The sequence below is a fragment of the Paenibacillus taichungensis genome, from assembly GCF_013359905.1.
Taxonomy (GTDB): Bacteria; Bacillota; Bacilli; order Paenibacillales; family Paenibacillaceae; genus Paenibacillus; species Paenibacillus taichungensis.
Genome location: NZ_JABMCC010000112.1, coordinates 94,434 through 111,201 on the forward strand (window position 1 = coordinate 94,434; position 16,768 = coordinate 111,201).

Annotated in this window: 18 protein-coding genes; 5 read left to right on the plus strand and 13 right to left on the minus strand. The window is 40.4% G+C overall.

Features of this window, described 5'->3' with window-relative positions; translation table 11 throughout:
• Positions 1-16: 16 nt before the first annotated feature.
• Positions 17-496 carry a GyrI-like domain-containing protein gene (locus HP548_RS16485; RefSeq protein WP_175382270.1) on the minus strand — a complete coding sequence of 160 codons (480 nt, stop codon included), beginning with the start codon at positions 494-496 and terminating at the stop codon, positions 17-19.
• Positions 497-603: 107 nt separating this feature from the next.
• Here HP548_RS16485 and HP548_RS16490 point away from each other — a divergent pair, with 107 nt between their 5' ends.
• A complete protein-coding gene (locus tag HP548_RS16490; protein WP_175382271.1) occupies positions 604-1,566 on the plus strand; it encodes a helix-turn-helix transcriptional regulator in 963 nt (320 codons plus the stop codon).
• A 192-nt stretch (positions 1,567-1,758) separates the two neighbouring features.
• On the opposite strand, the gene HP548_RS16495 is transcribed toward HP548_RS16490, so the two are convergent.
• Both HP548_RS16495 and HP548_RS16500 read right to left on the minus strand, forming a co-directional pair.
• Positions 1,759-2,790, minus strand: a complete 1,032-nt coding sequence (locus HP548_RS16495) for a ketopantoate reductase family protein (protein ID WP_175382272.1) — start codon at positions 2,788-2,790, stop codon at positions 1,759-1,761.
• A 43-nt stretch (positions 2,791-2,833) separates the two neighbouring features.
• Positions 2,834-3,577, minus strand: a complete 744-nt coding sequence (locus HP548_RS16500) for an acetoacetate decarboxylase (RefSeq protein WP_076289264.1) — start codon at positions 3,575-3,577, stop codon at positions 2,834-2,836.
• A gap of 161 nt (positions 3,578-3,738) precedes the next feature.
• Between HP548_RS16500 and HP548_RS16505 the strand changes: the two genes are divergently transcribed.
• Complete coding sequence (locus tag HP548_RS16505) at positions 3,739-4,623, plus strand: LysR family transcriptional regulator (protein ID WP_175382273.1); 885 nt, start codon at positions 3,739-3,741, stop codon at positions 4,621-4,623.
• 59 nt (positions 4,624-4,682) lie between these two features.
• Here the strand turns inward: HP548_RS16505 and HP548_RS16510 are convergent, their stop codons facing one another.
• A complete protein-coding gene (locus tag HP548_RS16510) occupies positions 4,683-5,198 on the minus strand; it encodes an AAA family ATPase (RefSeq protein ID WP_175382274.1) in 516 nt (171 codons plus the stop codon).
• Positions 5,199-5,278: 80 nt separating this feature from the next.
• A complete protein-coding gene (locus HP548_RS16515) occupies positions 5,279-6,190 on the minus strand; it encodes a helix-turn-helix transcriptional regulator (RefSeq protein ID WP_175382275.1) in 912 nt (303 codons plus the stop codon).
• 109 nt (positions 6,191-6,299) lie between these two features.
• Here HP548_RS16515 and HP548_RS16520 point away from each other — a divergent pair, with 109 nt between their 5' ends.
• Together HP548_RS16520 and HP548_RS16525 are read left to right on the plus strand one after the other, a co-directional pair.
• A complete protein-coding gene (locus tag HP548_RS16520) occupies positions 6,300-6,764 on the plus strand; it encodes a VOC family protein (RefSeq protein ID WP_175382276.1) in 465 nt (154 codons plus the stop codon).
• Positions 6,754-7,335 (plus strand): YdeI/OmpD-associated family protein, encoded by a 582-nt coding sequence (locus tag HP548_RS16525; protein ID WP_175382277.1) that lies wholly within the window; start codon positions 6,754-6,756, stop codon positions 7,333-7,335. The genes HP548_RS16520 and HP548_RS16525 overlap by 11 nt, the downstream gene beginning before the upstream one ends.
• Positions 7,336-7,485: 150 nt before the next feature.
• On the opposite strand, the gene HP548_RS16530 is transcribed toward HP548_RS16525, so the two are convergent.
• The 5 genes from HP548_RS16530 to HP548_RS16550 form a co-directional block, all read right to left on the minus strand.
• Complete coding sequence (locus HP548_RS16530; RefSeq protein ID WP_175382278.1) at positions 7,486-8,454, minus strand: hypothetical protein; 969 nt, start codon at positions 8,452-8,454, stop codon at positions 7,486-7,488.
• Positions 8,451-8,945 carry an RNA polymerase sigma factor gene (locus HP548_RS16535; protein ID WP_076289255.1) on the minus strand — a complete coding sequence of 165 codons (495 nt, stop codon included), beginning with the start codon at positions 8,943-8,945 and terminating at the stop codon, positions 8,451-8,453. The genes HP548_RS16530 and HP548_RS16535 overlap by 4 nt, the downstream gene beginning before the upstream one ends.
• 333 nt (positions 8,946-9,278) lie before the next feature.
• The gene (locus HP548_RS16540; protein WP_175382279.1) at positions 9,279-10,343 is read right to left on the minus strand and encodes a Gfo/Idh/MocA family protein; all 1,065 of its coding nucleotides are present in this window, start codon (positions 10,341-10,343) and stop codon (positions 9,279-9,281) included.
• Positions 10,344-10,500: 157 nt separating this feature from the next.
• Positions 10,501-11,391, minus strand: coding sequence for an AraC family transcriptional regulator (locus HP548_RS16545; RefSeq protein WP_175382280.1), 891 nt, complete (start codon positions 11,389-11,391; stop codon positions 10,501-10,503).
• A 273-nt stretch (positions 11,392-11,664) separates the two neighbouring features.
• A complete protein-coding gene (locus HP548_RS16550) occupies positions 11,665-12,345 on the minus strand; it encodes a TetR/AcrR family transcriptional regulator (RefSeq protein ID WP_076289252.1) in 681 nt (226 codons plus the stop codon).
• A 171-nt stretch (positions 12,346-12,516) separates the two neighbouring features.
• Here HP548_RS16550 and HP548_RS16555 point away from each other — a divergent pair, with 171 nt between their 5' ends.
• Positions 12,517-13,869: an MATE family efflux transporter gene (locus HP548_RS16555; RefSeq protein WP_175382281.1), complete on the plus strand. Its 1,353-nt coding sequence runs from the start codon at positions 12,517-12,519 to the stop codon at positions 13,867-13,869.
• A 109-nt stretch (positions 13,870-13,978) separates the two neighbouring features.
• On the opposite strand, the gene HP548_RS16560 is transcribed toward HP548_RS16555, so the two are convergent.
• The 3 genes from HP548_RS16560 to HP548_RS16570 all read right to left on the minus strand — a co-directional run bounded on the left by HP548_RS16560 (position 13,979) and on the right by HP548_RS16570 (position 16,578).
• Positions 13,979-14,803 carry a histidine phosphatase family protein gene (locus HP548_RS16560; RefSeq protein WP_175382282.1) on the minus strand — a complete coding sequence of 275 codons (825 nt, stop codon included), beginning with the start codon at positions 14,801-14,803 and terminating at the stop codon, positions 13,979-13,981.
• A gap of 375 nt (positions 14,804-15,178) precedes the next feature.
• Complete coding sequence (dnaN, locus tag HP548_RS16565; RefSeq protein ID WP_175382283.1) at positions 15,179-16,330, minus strand: DNA polymerase III subunit beta; 1,152 nt, start codon at positions 16,328-16,330, stop codon at positions 15,179-15,181.
• Positions 16,327-16,578 (minus strand): ribbon-helix-helix domain-containing protein, encoded by a 252-nt coding sequence (locus tag HP548_RS16570; RefSeq protein ID WP_163760630.1) that lies wholly within the window; start codon positions 16,576-16,578, stop codon positions 16,327-16,329. Before HP548_RS16570 ends, dnaN begins: the two co-directional genes overlap by 4 nt.
• Positions 16,579-16,768: the final 190 nt, after the last annotated feature.

Here is a 16,768-nt window from a genome sequence, read left to right on the forward strand (position 1 = left end):
GATCTCTCCTTCAAGTTTATTTCTTAACAACAGGAATCCATATTTCACCAAATAACAAGCCGTTTCGTTGTCCCATCTCAACCGTAGTATTTGGCCCACCGACATAAGCATAATTCGTTTCCGTTGGAAGGACTTGACCAAAAGCAACGCCAGTAAGGTTATTACTTAACTCATCAGATGTTGCCCCTTCCCCTTTAACGACCAGGTACTCACCTTTAGGGAATTGGATCACTCTGGTTGCTTCTGGCAGTGTTTCTTCTGTCATGACGCCAGCATAATGCATCATCTTGTTATTCACCGCTTCGTTCACGGCAAAAATATAGTCATTTGTCGCTATTGCTTTTAAAGAGTCCAGACTTCCATCTTCTTTCACAGCCGACCAAAAATCAGCCTTTTCTTTGTTAATACCAGCATAGTCTGTGTAGTTGCTCTTAAGCTCCGTTCCAATACCCAAAACGATAAAGCTGTCTTTTTCTTCAAAATTATAATTACTCATTCGTAACACCATCCTCTTTAAATTTATCAATGCATTTGTCTTTTCACTTGATGGGTTTATAATAACCTTAAATCATGTCAAATTATGATACTGTTTAGGAGGACCCGATGAAAAAAGTTGAACGGATTAATATCATCATGAGGTATATTAACAACCGCGCTCACTTTACCATTTCTGAAATCATGCGGGAATTTAATATCTCTCGTTCGACTGCTATTCGAGATATCCGAGAAATTGAAGCCATGGGTATGCCACTTGTCGCTGAAGTTGGAAGGGATGGTGGTTATTTTGTCATGAACAACTCTGTCTTGCCCACTGTCCGCTTTACGGATAATGAAATTAAAGCTCTTTTTCTCGCCTTTATGGCAACCCGAAATCAACAACTCCCTTTTCTAAAGAGTCGTCAGTCTTTAACCGAAAAGTTACTGGGCCTCATCTCCGAAAATCAGCAAGATGACCTTGTTCTTTTAAATCAAATATTGCTTTTTGAAGGGACCAATCCCCATAATCCCGACTTGCTTGACCTGTCAGACCTGCCCCACCCTATGTTGGAAAAACTCATCCAGCTTCTTCTAATAGAAAGCTCTTTGTTGGTTACCGTCCAAGAAGAAAGGGAAATAAAGTCGTATCCCATATATCTTCTACACCTTTATCGCGAAAAAAGCCTATGGCTCATTGAAGGCTTTGACTTAGAGGAAGAAAAGAGACGGATTTTATCTGTCGATAATCTCACCCATATAGAATTATTCCCTGTGAAAAAAAAGTTAAGTAAGAAAAAGATTTTAGAACACCTAAGTAAGCAGGAGGAAATGAATAACCTTGTCCTTGAACTGGGTCCAAAGGCGATTGCACAGTTCAAGAAATACCATCCTTTAAAGCTTTCACTTTCTTATACGAACCCTTACCAAACTACAGCCGTGATAAAGACGTTTATTAACGTTCATCATGCAGAAGAATTAACCGAAATAACCAATTGGTTGCTTTTCTTAGGTGGAGATATCCAGGTTAAGGAGATGCCAGAAGAAATTTTAGTAGGTGTACAAGAGAGATTAAGCTTATTTTGCCCATAAGTAGTAGTGGATAGTTAAACCCAAATAACTTTGAACTTGATCTTGCTTTTTATTATCTGCTGTTTCTACTGAGATCTACTATGGGACAATATCCCAATTGACCTAAGCTTTAAGGAAACGTTTAGCGATAAAAAAACGCATTGAGGAATTATCTCCTCAACACGTTTTCTGGCGATCTACAAATCGCTTATATCATCTGTTATTGTTAAGCTCTTCAAAGCACTTAATATTAGTCTCGAAATCAGGCACGGTTTGAGATTCTTCAGCTTGTTTAACTAAACTTACAACCATATCATTATAAGGTGTTGAGATTTGTTTGCCTGAAGCTGACCGTGGAACTACTCCATTGATATAATCAATTTCGGTCTGTCGTTGCTTTTCGAGATCCTGTAGCATACTTGCTTTTAACAGTCTGGAGGACTCCATGAGAATCCGAAGTGTTTCCATTCGTTCCGGGATATCCTTATCACTTTGTATTTCCAAAGATTCAATATCAAAGCCACCCATCGTGGCAAATTTCACACCATTTGCGTGTCCAACTTTGATTGTTTCATCGGCAATACGGACGGCACTTACAATACTAATATCATGATCAAGCACAACGCCATACTCCACGTTTAGTGCTGCAGATAGACCGCTAAATGCATTGTTAATAAGCAATTTAGACCACTTCGTGCCCACCAGGTTATCGGAAATATGTGTTCCACCCACAAGGTCTAGTATAGATTTGATCTGTTGAATTCTTTCGGTTGTTTCACCATTTAATTCACCAATTTGAAAAGCGTACTGCTTAAAGCGATTGAACTCTGTTGTAAGTCTTGATACTCCCGGTTCAATAAACGTAGCACCAAATTCAACAGATCCGGCAATCACCCGTTCTCGGCCAACAATGGAAGCCACCTTTTCTTCAGGGATACCGTTTTGCAAGGAAAGCACAACACTTTGGTCATCTAAATACGGCAACAGATCTTTTAGAACGGACTCGTTATATAGCTGTTTAGTTAGAAGCAAGACTAGATCATAAGTTCCTGACATGTCGTCAGGAGTAATGGCCTTCACCTTTGCCTGAAAATCCGTAGTGCCAGTAATTTGGGCCCCTGTCTGGTTTAATGCGTCCACATGTGCTTGATAGACATCGATCAACTCTACATCTTGTCCGCCGGCAGCAATATATGCACCAGCAATGGTTCCTAAGGAACCTGCTCCTAAAATTGCAATTCTCATATGAATTCCCCTACCTTTTCTTTTTGATTGCTTTTAATGACGTTTATTTTTCATCAGCTAAATAATCATATATAACTGTTGGAGAAGGCAGTGAAAGCTCTGTGATGATATGGGAAGCCGAAACAACCTCAATTACAGGCAAATCTGCCATCGGCGCAAGAGCATGAGCGAATAGCTCCAGTCTTGCAGGGCCTGACCAGGCACCTTGTATTTTAATATCCGTAATTTGGCTTCGGACCAATTCACAGATTCTTGGATATCCGTCATAACCAGGCATCTTTTTCAGCATATAATTTGGTTTAACAATCTCTTGTAGCGCCTCCGAATGATCAAGTGGAAAATGCTTATATCCCATGGTCGCGGTAGCCACTCTCAAAGAGCCATAATCCATAAGTCCAACCAATGTGTCGGAATCTACATACAAACTGGGTTTGCCCATTTTTTTAGGATAGGCACCTATCTCCCTGCCTGATGCGATTGCAGGAAAACTGTCTACGTACATGGCGTGGAGATAATCTCCTTCCTCCCCTTCAAAGCTCACAGGTATCACCTGACCACACTCTGTATAGGAACCAAGGCCTGTTACATCCGGCATTTTCATAATCTCAAACCTTACAAGCGGAGAGGTAACCTCCAATGGCTCCGGAACGATTTTTCTTATGCTTTCCAGATCAGTCCTATATAAAATGTTCAGATATTCGCGATTATAAAAACGATATGGCCCCAAAGGAAATGCCCCTGCATCTAGCGGAGTTGTAAATTGCTTAACCACTTCTTCCTTTCTCATCTGAACGACACCTTCCGATCTCTAATTTCTTCATTCTGTTGTCTGATTTCTCTATCGAAATGATGATTACAAAACCCATTTTACATCTCAATTTACATTTAATCTAATACATGATAATATATGAACTCATTTATTATAATAAATATAGGAGGTGCACTATAGTGGAGCTGCTTCAGTTGAAATATTTTCAGACCGTCGCTTATACAGAACATATTTCTAAGGCTGCCGAACAATTAAATATTGCTCAGCCTTCTTTAAGCCTGACGATAAAGAGACTTGAGGATGAGTTGGGTACAACCTTATTTGATCGGAAAGGAAGAAATATTCAATTGAATGCTTCCGGAAAAATCCTCTTGAACCATGTCAACAGGATCTTCACCGAAATTGAAAATGCAAGAATGGAAATACAGACGAAGGATATGGCAATTGACCATACCGTCAAAATATCGATTTCAAATCCCAGATTCCTATCTGGATTGATCAGCAGGTACATTACCCAGTGGCCGGATACCAATATACAACAAGGACTCGGAGCTAGAAATGACATCCTTGCAAGCTTAAAAAAAGGGGATATTGATTTGGGGATCGCAGGTCCACCTATAGCGGACGATGAGATTGAAAGTTGTGTCCTTATTAATGAAGATATCGTGCTAGTTTTACCATCCACTCACAAGTTTGCGACAAAATCTGAAATTTCGCTAAGCAAAGTGGCTGATGAATCTTTTATTTCCCTTGCTAATAATGAGGAATATAGCTTTTTTACAACCGAGCTTTGCAAAAAAGCAGGATTCACTCCCAAGAATATATTCGAGGTTGATTCTCATTTACTGGCAGAAATTATTAAGGTTAATCAGGGTATCGCGCTGCTCCCAATTTCGGTCTGTAGAAAATTGGATTTGATTTACGTCAGAATTGTGGATATTAATCCTACCTATCCAGTGGGACTATCTTGGGTGAAGGATAGACATTTGACTACTTCGGCCCAAAATTTCCGGGACTTTATTATTGCATATTTTAATGATCATTACGCATTGTACAAAGTTTGAAAAACTACACATACGGAGCATTCTGTGACTTTTTGCGACTTGAAATTAGTCATTGGTTTTCATCTATAGTGCTGTAATATATCATTCACTGATTGCTCAGGTGACTGCTCCGAACTGTCCAGCCAAAATCCCATTTGAGGCGTTTCCTTCAAAAAGTCTGAATACAAATTCTCTACCGTAAAGCCAGTGTACCCTACCTTTCCTCTTGACTTTTCACGCTCTTTTACCACCTCTACCTTAGGACACAGCACAACTAACTGAACCGGATAATCCTTTAACTGCTCCATCATATAGACTAATTCCGCACCATAGTAATTATCCTGCAAAACTACAGAAAAACCATTCTCATAATAGGTTTTTGTGGCATTTGCGGCTAACTGATAACGCAAATATAATTGACGGACTGCTTCATCCGACGGTTCAGCGGACATGTCTTCGCGGCCGGATACAATCATGCGACGGAATATATCACCACGCAGATGCACGGCTTTTCCCAGCTTGGAAGCCAGCAGCTCCGACACTGTTGACTTACCAGAAGCCATTACGCCTGTAATTAAGTAGATCGCTTTTCCCATAACTAAGTACCTCCTTCTTTTCATAAAAAGAAACAACCCTATACAAAGCAGAAACACTCAACATAAATAAGAATGAGCTCTTAGGAATATTTATTTAACATAGCATTTAGAAACTCTCGAAACTCTTCAACATATGCTTTAGGTTCTATGATTTCCAAATCCGTCCCGAAACCAGCTAAAAACCGAAATCCAAAATGGTTTTGTGGCATATCTATTTCGGCTATAAGGAGTTCAGAATTGTAAGCTTCAATCCTTTTGTGACCGTACCTTTCAATAAATTGATCTTTTATTCGATGTGAGATCAATACTTTAATTGTAATTAGTTTCGGTTTATAATATTGCTCTGTTTTCTGTTCAGTCATATAATCTCTAGCAACAAATGTTTTAATATCGATATTCAGATTATCCGTTCTAGACAATTTAAAAGTTCGATATTCCATTCGATCTAAACAAAACCCCTTCAAATACCAACTCATTTCACTAAAACGAAGCTGGTATGGCTCGACCCGTCTCTGCGACTTGACTCCACTTTGATCTATATAATCGAATGTAAGTAACCTTCCTTGCTCTATTGCTTCCTGGCAGGTCTTTAAGATTTGGACAATTTCAGGACGACCATCCCAATTATAAAAAGACAGTTGAATTGTACCTCCTGAAATCGTTGAACCTATCATCGATTCAATCTTTTTAAGCGTTGATTCTACTTCGTCACTAAAGAGAATTTTTCCCAATCCACCCAGTGCAGTTAGTATATTTTCTAAATCTTTGCTACTTAAAAGTCGTTTGTCTATTTTGTATTCATCCATAATCCCGTATCCACCGTTCACTCCATTTATAGCATAAATGGGAATGTTAGATAATCCGAGTGTTTCCATATCACGTAGAATCGTCCTTTTGGACACATTGAATAATTTCGCAAATTCGGTGGCTGATACCACATTCTTTTGCAGCAAGATCATTATGATCGATATTAATCTTTCAATTTTGTTCATGATAGTCCTCTTTAGGTAAATAAATTTTGAACGTAGCTATAATAGGTGACAATCTAGCTGTCACCTATTATAGCTTACACTTCATGTATTACAAGAAGGAGGTTTTATCATGTCAGTTATTGCATATTTAAATTTTGATGGGAACACTGAGCAAGCCATCGCGTTTTATTCAGAAGCTTTAAACGCAAGTGAGGTAAAAAAAGTGAAATTCAAGGATTTTCCACAAGATCCAAACTATCCTTTACCAGAAAATGAGTTAAATATGATTATGGAGTCATCGTTAGAATTCGCTGGTGGGAAAATAATGATGTCGGATCTTCTTCCTTCGATGAAGAATGTAACGGGTGAGCTGGTTAAAGGCAACAATATAATCATTAGTATCATTATTGATGATAAACAGGCAATGAAAAACTACTTTACTATTTTGTCTGAAGGCGGCTATGTGATCATGCCATTATCAGAGATGCCTTGGTCTTCCTGCTTCGGAATGTTGGTTGATAAATTTGGTATCGTTTGGAAGTTTAATAGCGACGCTTACACATTCCTGGATAGCGTAATTTCTAATGCTACTTAATGAACTGCTTCCAGCAAAGTCAAAAAGCGAATTGAGATCTTGGTTTCAAGAACACTGCTTGACTGAAAATTCTTGCTGGATCGTTGTGAGTATGAAATCAACACCAGGTACGCTGTTGTATCTGGATGCTGTTGAAGAAGCCTTGTGTTTTGGATGGATTGATGGACAAAAAAAGAAAATTTCCCTGACTCAATTAGCTCAAAGACTATCTCCGAGAAGCAAAAAAAGTTCGTGGACTGAATTGAATAAAGAACGAGCCCGTCGCCTTGAATCGTTGGGATTAATGACAGATGAAGGTCGAAAGGCTCTCCCTGATCTCAGTTACGAATCATTTAAAATTGACCCTATTATTGAGCAGAGGTTAAAAGAGGACACGGATGTGTATCAGAATTTTGCGTCATTCCCAGATCTTTATAAAAGAATTCGAATCGACACCATCCAAAGCTATAAAAATCAACCTGAGTTATTTAACAAAAGATTAGATAAATTTATAACAAACACCAAACAAAATAAAATGTATGGCAATTGGAATGACAATGGACGCCTTTATGATCAAAACACCTCACCTTGAATATTCAAGGTGAGGTGTTTCATGATAGAAAATAACATTGATTTAAATCGGAATTTAAATATTTCAATTATCATTAGAAATTTTATCAGTCAAAAAAATTCGATTGGTGGAGTTGCTTTATTGGATTTGTTGAGTCAAACTCCATGATTATTACTCACCCAGGCTGTTCCAGAACGCTTGGAAGGCAGCTTTCTCGATTTCGAAGAATACCGGTACATTGCCATAACGCACCAGACCTTCCCCAAATAGGACTAATTGGACCTGCGTCTTATCTTCGAGCGTCAGGTAGATGATCTTGCGATCTTCCTGCCCGTATAGGCGCTCCTCCAGTTCAGGGCTTGTCGCTACCGGTTTGGCAGCGTATAGCACTGAGATAAAGCTATTCAGCGATTTGTCCGCTGCGAGCGGTTGCAGCTGCTGCAAGCCGTTGTTCCAGCTGGCGAAGGTCTCCCACTGCGCCGAAGTGACGTTGCCTTCGAGATGAAGCTTGCCGATCAGGTCTTCGCCGTTGCCGATAGTGATGCCGTTGCTCTGGTCAAACAGTTGGGCATACCCCTGACCATCGATCTCGGTGTAGGACATGATGCGGAATTTCGTGTCATAGCCGTTGACCGCATAGATGTCTGCTTCTCCAATGTTGGAGGCCAGCTCCGTGTACTCCCCCTTGTCGCTCAGCTCATGAATGCCCCCGGTCGTAGTACCGAGCTTCTCGCCTCGCAGGCCAAGCGCATCCGCACCGTCAAGTGATGTAGCAGACTGTGTATAGACATTGCCCTGATAAACCACCAGCTGAAGCATATCGGCTTTCACGCCATTCTTGGAATCCGGCAGCTCTGTCTTCGGAATCACCACCGGTTCGAATGATACACCCGGAGTGACCTGTGCCACCTGCGTCGCTGGCGCGGCTGGTCCGCTCACTTGCTGCCATATGCTTGGCGCCGCGAGTCCAACACTGGCAGCAATGACAACGCTCGCTGCAATGTATAGAGGTTTTCGCCGGCGCTTTTGTTCATGACGTTGTGTGTTCAAGGTTTGCTCTATCCGTTTTTTCATTTGGTCATTTGTTTTCATTTGGTCCACCGCTTTCTTATAATTTCGTTTGAATTGTTCCTCGTTCATTGGGGTTCTTCTCCTTCCAGCTCCAGTTTTAACAGCTGTCTTCCCCGCTTCAATCGCATCTTCACTGCAGACTCGCTGATCTGCAGAATCTCGCCGATTTCCCGGATCGGATAATCTTCGTAATAGTACAAATGAACCACCGATCTATACTTGACGGGCAGTGACAGCACGAGTTCAATTAGTGCCTGATCTTCGGGGTCGTCTGTCGTAAGGGGATCTGCTCCCTCCAGCTTGACCTCTCGTTTGCGCCAGCCTCTGCCTAATAAGGATTTACAATGATTGGTGATGACCCGGATCAACCATGCTTTCTGATGTTCTGCATCGTTGAACGTAGGGGCTTTTTCCATTAACTTGATGAAGGTATCCTGAGTGGCTTCCTCCGCGTCCTCTCTCCTGCCGAGGTGCACCATGGCAATCCGGAACAGCGTATCCGCGTAAGTCTCATAGACTTTCATCATATGATCTCCCCGTTGGGGCATTGATCGCTGCATGGTTGTTCTGCCCTCCTTTATATCTCTAACACTCTCAAGGACGGTATTTGGTCACATTTTGTTGTAAATTTAATATTTAGATATTTTTCAAACGAGTGACCAGATCAACCTCTTGTTCTCAAGGACGGATATAGATTTGTAAGAAAAATAATAAAAAGCCGCTAAAATAGCGACTTTGACGATTAAAACCCCGATTGGGATTCATCATAAAGCGGTGCTTCTTTTCGCAAAGATTAAACTTACAGAAAATGTAGACAGACAAAAAAGCCGTCATAATGACGGCTTACACGATTTAACGCATCTATGGTAGTTACAGCAATAACAGAAAGCGTGTTAAATACTTCTATGGATCACACTTCTGGTCTCTGCTGCCTCAAAAATGGTCTCAATCAGTACAAGTACTCTGTGAACTTCATCGTTCTTAATTGCAATTTCAGATTTCCCTTCGAGTACAGAGACAAAATTTTCATAGAAGCTTTGCTCATCCAAGTCCGGCTTTTCTATCGCAAACTTTAGCGTGGACTGTTCGGACGGCGGTGCCATCGTTTTGGTCAATCCCTGTCCCGCTTGGATAGGTTTCGGCTCTATATGAGCAACATCCGGATTTCGAGTGATAATCTCTCCACTTAAATCCCAGTCCCTAATCACTGCTGTACCTTCCGTTCCTTTGAGATACCATCTCGGTAACTTCACATAATTGGTTGTTCCCACTTCAATGAGTGCTGTCAGGCCATCTTTAAACGTTATATAACTCGTAAAACCATCATCCACTTCAGTTCCCAAAATATAACTTAAATTAGCCGCAACACTTTCAATTTGACTATCTGTAATCTGTAGCAATTGGTCCAGCAAATGCACGCCCCAATCCAGCAGCATACCTCCACCGTAATCCTTCAGCTGGCGCCAATCGCCAGGGATGCCGTTGGCTCCTTGAACCCGGGATTCCAAATGGAACAGCTCTCCAAATTTCTTTTTATCGATGATGTCCTTGGCAGTCCGGAAATCTTCATCCCAGCGACGATTTTGATGGACCGTAAACACACGTTTCTCCTCGTTCGCTACCTTAACGATATCATTAAAATCCTTGCTGGTTATTGTAACCGGTTTTTCGCAAATCACATGTTTTCCAGCCTGCAGAGCTTGAATTGCTATTTCTTTATGAACATCATTAGGCGTAGCAATTAAAACGATATCCACCAGATCATCTGTTAGCACAGCATCCAGATTTGCGTATGTTTTATAGCCGGCTTCCTTTCCCAATTCCATTCGATATTCAACAGTATCGTATACCCCAATTACGGAAATCTGTGATACAGGCTCAATTAACTGGCAATGATAGCTGCCCATCCCTCCAAAGCCAACAATTGCTATATTATAAATTCGGTTATTCATCTTCATCGTCCTTTCCCTTTTTGAATATACCTACATGTTAGATTTCTCACAGCAAACTCTATGTAAAAAAGATGAGTGGCTGCGACCTTGATTTATGCAAGATGTATAGCACCTCAACTTGTTTAATACCCTTATCATACAAGTCTCATAAAAGACTATCTTCCTATTTTCTTGCTGTTTTATTCCCGGATATTGTCATGCGATACTTTAAAGGCGATGTCCCCGTCGCTTCCTTGAAGAAGTGATGAAATGTCTTAACGCTATTGAATCCGGCTTGCTCTGCTATTTCGGTAATCGAATAGTTTTCATTGAGCAAAATCCATTTCGCTTTATTAAGTCGATATTCATTTAGAAAAGTTACAAAGGTCATTCCTGTATTTTTCTTGAAAAACTTAGTGAAATAATAAGGACTGAACCCTATATAGTCGGCAACGTCTTTTAGTATAATTGATTCCTGGTAATGGTTTTCTACATATTCAAAAATTCGTTCCAGCTTTAATAACATTTCTTTGGTCGGAGTCAGGATATTTTCCGAGATTTGTGGTCGATGTTTCTCACTCCCCCTTGGTACTTCTCTTAGAATAAAAGTCAACATTTCATAAAGTTTGGCCTTGATCATATATGCATAGCCCTCTTTGCGCTCGTAATCTTCTGTGCTTATGTTTTGCAGAAGAGGAAGAAGCTTGGTTGCCGTTTCACGAGGCCAGTTCCTGCTAGATTGCTCTATTTGAGTAAAAATGTCACGTAGTGATCGATCATCGTAAATTAGTGTGGATACGTCTTGGAACAGGCTCAGATCAAATTGAATAACAATTCGCTCACTATCAGGCGATGACAAAAAAAAGTGGACGTCACCGCCATTAATGAATTGGACTTCCCCCTGCTTCAGACGGATTACATTGTCATTCAACCCCAAATCCAGGCTTCCCTGGGTAACATAAATAATTTCAATTTCCTTATGCCAGTGAGGATAACAGAGCACATCCCCTTTGTGAATAAAGCTTCGAAATGGGAGTCGTTTGTCAAGTTCCGGGATCTCCAGATATAAACTCATGTACGCTAGCTGTCCTCCTTATATGTGTTGCATTCAATATATATTATGTAACCGTTTTCACAAAAACCTCCTATGCAAATTCCTTATTTTCATCCTCTGTAGATCCAATAATAATTCAAAAGGATATGTTTATAAACGTTTTTCTCATAACAATTGTTGCTAAATAATCTTGCCTCATCCATTCGATTTTGAAGGTAACAGTGCAAGATTAACAACAAACCTTTTTTCAAAAACCGCACATTCGATATCCGGATGTACGGTTTTGTTTACATTCTAATTCCCTTGTTCCTGTATCACCTGTTCAATTCCCGACAAAATCAGCTTCAAGCCGAACTCAAACGCTCCGTCGCTCCCCATCATCTCAAACAGCCCGCTCTTGTGCATTCTTCGGAACAACCCTGCTTCTGTCTCGCTCATGGAGTCCAAGAGCTGAATCATCTCCCCGCCCGGAAGCTCTCCCTGATCCTTAATCATTACTGATACTGTGCGCTGATGCTCATAATTATCCAGAACAAAGAAGAAAACATAGTTCACAAGCGTAAGAACGGCTTGCAATTTCTGTTCTTGCTCAAGTGGCGTCGATTCCATGCAGAGAAGCATACGGTTGGTGAAGCGAATCATGTCCGGCTCATGTGGCAGCGTCTGCATCATAAGCTGCGTGGAGCAGGGATAACGGCGGAGTACACTCCGTATCGATATCGCAAGGCCCTCCATTTGCACCTTCCAGTCCCCATCGGATTGGAATTCGTTTAGGATCATTTTCGATATCTGGTTGGCCAGATGCTGGTAGAGATGCTGCTTGCTCTTAAAGTACCAGTACAGAGAAGGAGCCTGAATACCCAGCCGATCGGCCAATCGCCTCATACTGAATTTCTCAATACCTTCATGCCCAAGAAGCTCCCAAGAGGCTTCCAAAATCTTATCCTCCGAAATCTGAGGCTGTTGTTTTTTCATCCGTATCCGCCCTTTTATCTAACAGTGTAAGATTATGCTTTACAGGTTCATAAGTTCATGATACCATCTAACACTGTAAGGCACAAACTAACACTGTTAGATTGAAAGCTGGAATAGCATTTGAATTCCAAATCATTTCAAAAAATAAATGAAGAAAGTAGTGACTCACACATGGATGCAGAAAACCTCCATTATTTTGAAAAAGCACCGATCGCAAAAGCTGTAGCTCACTTCGCTGTACCGATGATGTTAGGTACTTCGATGAGTGTCATCTATTCTATCCTGAACGCCTATTTTCTTGGTACATTAGGCAATACTGCCATGTTAACCGCACTCGCGCTAACCTTGCCTTTATTCGCGGTGATTATGGCGCTCGGCAACTTGATTGGTATGGGTAGCGGTACATTCATCTCTCGTTTGTTAGGAGAAAAAAGATATGAGGATCTAAAACATGTTTCTTCATTCGCCTTTTACAGCAGTTTAGTTCTTGGACTTATCGTAATGGCCATCGGCCTCCCGCTGATCGACCCAATTGTTCATAGCCTAGGAGCAACGCCTGAATCCTTCGGATTTACTAAAGACTATGTCACGATTATGCTTATCGGTTCACCTTTCGTCATATTATTCTTCACGCTGGAGAACATCGTGCGCTCAGAGGGTGCAGCAATCACATCCATGATCGGTATGATTCTCAGTGTGGTTGTAAATATTATTCTTGATGCGATTGTCATCTTCATCTTCCATTGGGGTATAATCGGCGTTGCTTCTGCAACGGTCATTTCTAACTTGGTTGCCAGTGTTTTTTACGCATTCCATATGGGGTATAAAAGCCAATTCTTGACTGTCTCCGTAAAATGGTTCAAGGCTTCCAAGGAAATTATGAGTAATGTTTTCAAAATCGGAGTTCCCGTCTTTATCATGAGTATCTTCTTGGGTGCAATGTCGCTCATTTTGAACCATTTTCTTGTCGAATATGGAAATCAGGCCATAGCGGGGTACGGAATTTCATCACGCTTGTTGCAATTTCCTGAGTTTATTCTGATGGGCTTATGTGAGGGAGTTGTGCCATTGATTGCCTTCTCTTTTACAGCGAATAAATTACGCATGAAGCATACCATTGGATTTACGATCAAAGCGATTTTGGCGTTAGCTGTTGTGTTCGGCGTTGTCGTCTATTTGATTTCCGACCACTTAATTGGTTTATTTACGAATGACCCGCAATTAATTGAAATGGGTAGCTACATTCTGCATGTGACGTTCCTATCCTTGTTCATTACAGGAATGACCTCGTTGTTTGTGGGGATCTTCCAAGCAACTGCGCAAGGAAAGGCCGCGTTTGTTATGTCAGTCATTCAAGGAATTACTCTGATTCCTGTACTCTATATCGCGAACCGATTGAATGGCTTCCACGGGGTTGTATGGTCACTCGTCATTGCGGATGTCGTCGCGTTTCTTGTTGGAGCCATCATGCTGTATATTCTTCGTAACAAATTGCAACCAGATCTAGAGAATCTAGTGCATTAGAAAATAGTTAATACGCAAGTTATGTTCAGACTTAAACGTCCAATTTCTTTTTGAAAGAAATTGGACGTTTTCAATATTACGGATGACGATCCAAGACCGCACTAATTTTTTATTTAGATTTTCCTTCTTCTACATACTTCAATTCATTTACTTCTAAGACTTTCCAATCTTTCCCATCATACTCTAACTTTGTAACACTGCCATTAGCAAAACCTGCGGCCGGTACTTTATTAGGATCAATTTGGGCAAGTATTGTTCCCATTGTTATTCCATGTGATACCACTAATACGTCCCCACCACCATTTTGATAAGCCTCATCTGTAATTAATTTAAATTCGCTGAAAGCTCTCTCGTTTAATTTCTCATAACTTTCTGCTTCTCCAGAAGGATCAATTTCTGAAACGGCATTCATTATCTTTTCGATATTATTACCACCGCTAGATAAAAGTTCTTCTTGGCTTTCGAAACCCAAGTGTTTAGCAGCATCTCCCCACATAACTTCATTCTTTTCTCCCTCATAACTTCCAAAATATCCTTCACGAATTCCTTGTTTTTGAATTAACTCTAAGTTTTTTGCCTCGGTTTGATTAGCACCGAGGATCAAGTTTGCTGTTTGTATAGCTCTACCACTATCGCTTGAGTAAGCAGCAGTAAATGGTATTGCACTAAGTCCCTTCCCTACATTTTTGATTAATTCTTCACCTTCAGGTATAAGTGGGCCGTCAGCCCAACCTTGCGCCCGGTCAGTATTGTTTAAAATGGTTTTACCATGACGAACAAGGTAGATCGTCACTTTCCCTGGTTCTTTTTGCTCTTCTGCTACTTGATTATCCTCATCGGAATTTCCACTTGCATTTTGATTTGAGCTTACACAAGCTGCTAAATTGAACACCATCATAATCATTAATAAGCTAAAAATAAGATTCTTTTTCATTTTCTTACCCCCAATTTATGATTTTTATATTTATTATGAAGACTTCTAAATTACTGAAGTCGCTCACAATCTCAACAAAAAAACCTGATCCAATAAAGCACAATTAAATTCAGTGCGCTTCATATCAGATCAGGTTATGCCCTACTAAGGTTACATCCCTGTAAAAGGTATTTAGTTTTAGTTATAAACTTATCATTCTTCACAACCACATACCAGGTTATGCCCTATTGAGGTTACATCCCTGTCAAAGCATTAAGATTATAGTTATGAAATTATCATGCTCTACAACAAATGTCAACGCTTTCATTTTCTTCAGTGTAATTCTCTAGAAGACCAAGCGGTCTTTACTCGATCACTTAAATAATATTTTTAAAGCTATCGTTTATCCTTTGTCATAACAGGAGTCAACAAGAACAGCCATGTGCTATTGTCCGAAGCTGGAAGCAAAACAAGCGGACTTTTTGTACCAGCATAACGTATTCGGATGTTATCTGATTCAATACACCGTAATGTACTTATAAGATACTTGCCATTTATCGAAATGCTAAAATTTTCTCCGTTCTTGTCTTCTAAAAGAAGCTCATCTCGTACATCACCAATTTCGGACGTACTTGATATAAGCTCCAACCCCTTCTCTGAAACATGTATCGTAATTAAATGATGATCAGCCAACACAAATACGCGGTCAATCACTTGCCTAAATGATTTGACATTCAAGATAATCTCGGAGACATAAGTGGTTGGAACAAGATTTCTGGTTGATGGGTATAAACCTTCGATTAACACCGATTCAATAATGTGATTTTGCGTTATAAATCTGATCTCATGATGGCTAAGTTGTATAGTTACCATTCCGTCGCCTTCATCGTCCAGCAGTTTGACGATTTCCATTAAGTTAACACCAGGAATTACTGCACTTCCGAAAAATCCCCTTTCGTTCTCAATATAAATTGACCGTGAGGCCATTCTTATAACCCCGTCTGTAGCAATCATAGTAAGCTGATTTCCTTGAACTTCCAGCGATACTCCCGTCAAAATCGGTTTCGCCTCAGATGTTGAAACTGCCCCGGCTACCTGTTTAATCAAAGACTTTAATAAGCTGGACGATACATCTATGCTTTTACCTGTGTATTGATGATATGTTGTAGGGATAAATGGGTGGTCAATGGGTGACATTCCGCTCAGGCAAACACGTGTGTTCCCAGAAGTAATACTTAGTATAAGTTGCTCGTTCACCTCCAAGACCACATTTCCATCATTCAATTTACGAATGATTTCGTATAGATACTTGGCTGGGCAGACAATGCTCCCCTGCTTAACAATATGAATCTTGTTATTATCAGTAATACAAGCCCTATGCTGAACCGTTAGACTGGCATTACTACCGCTAAAAACAACCTCTTTGCTTCCTGCATATATGTACAGCCCGGACAAGACACCCGTACTATTATTCGATAAAGCCTTAAAGACATGTTGAATAGACTTAGATAGTAGATTTCTTGATAAGTGTACTAACAACTTATTCACCTGTCTTTCTTATTAGCGTTGTAATAGGCCTCAATCAAATTTCTTAGAAATGAAGACCGAGAGATCTCTAGATCTTCACACTCACGATCAACTTCTTCCCAGATATCTTCAGTTAGAGTTAAGGAAACCTTCTTTGTCACGCCGATTCCCTTTCTTCCTGCCCCCTCACGCGGCCCTCCACGGGTAAAAACGAAGCCGAGCTGACCGTCTTTCTTAGAAAGACCAATCTTAAATTGTTTGTCCTCCATCTTATATATCAACTCCATTGAATTAGGTTACTCAAATCAATTATCCATAATCACATTTTACCACATACATCTATACGCTGCCACTGAGTGAATACTCATCGAATCAGGAATTGCTACAAGGACCTTAGCCTGGAATGAAACAAGAACTTACAACCTAAAAAAAAAAGCCGCTGCTTAGCGACTTTCAATG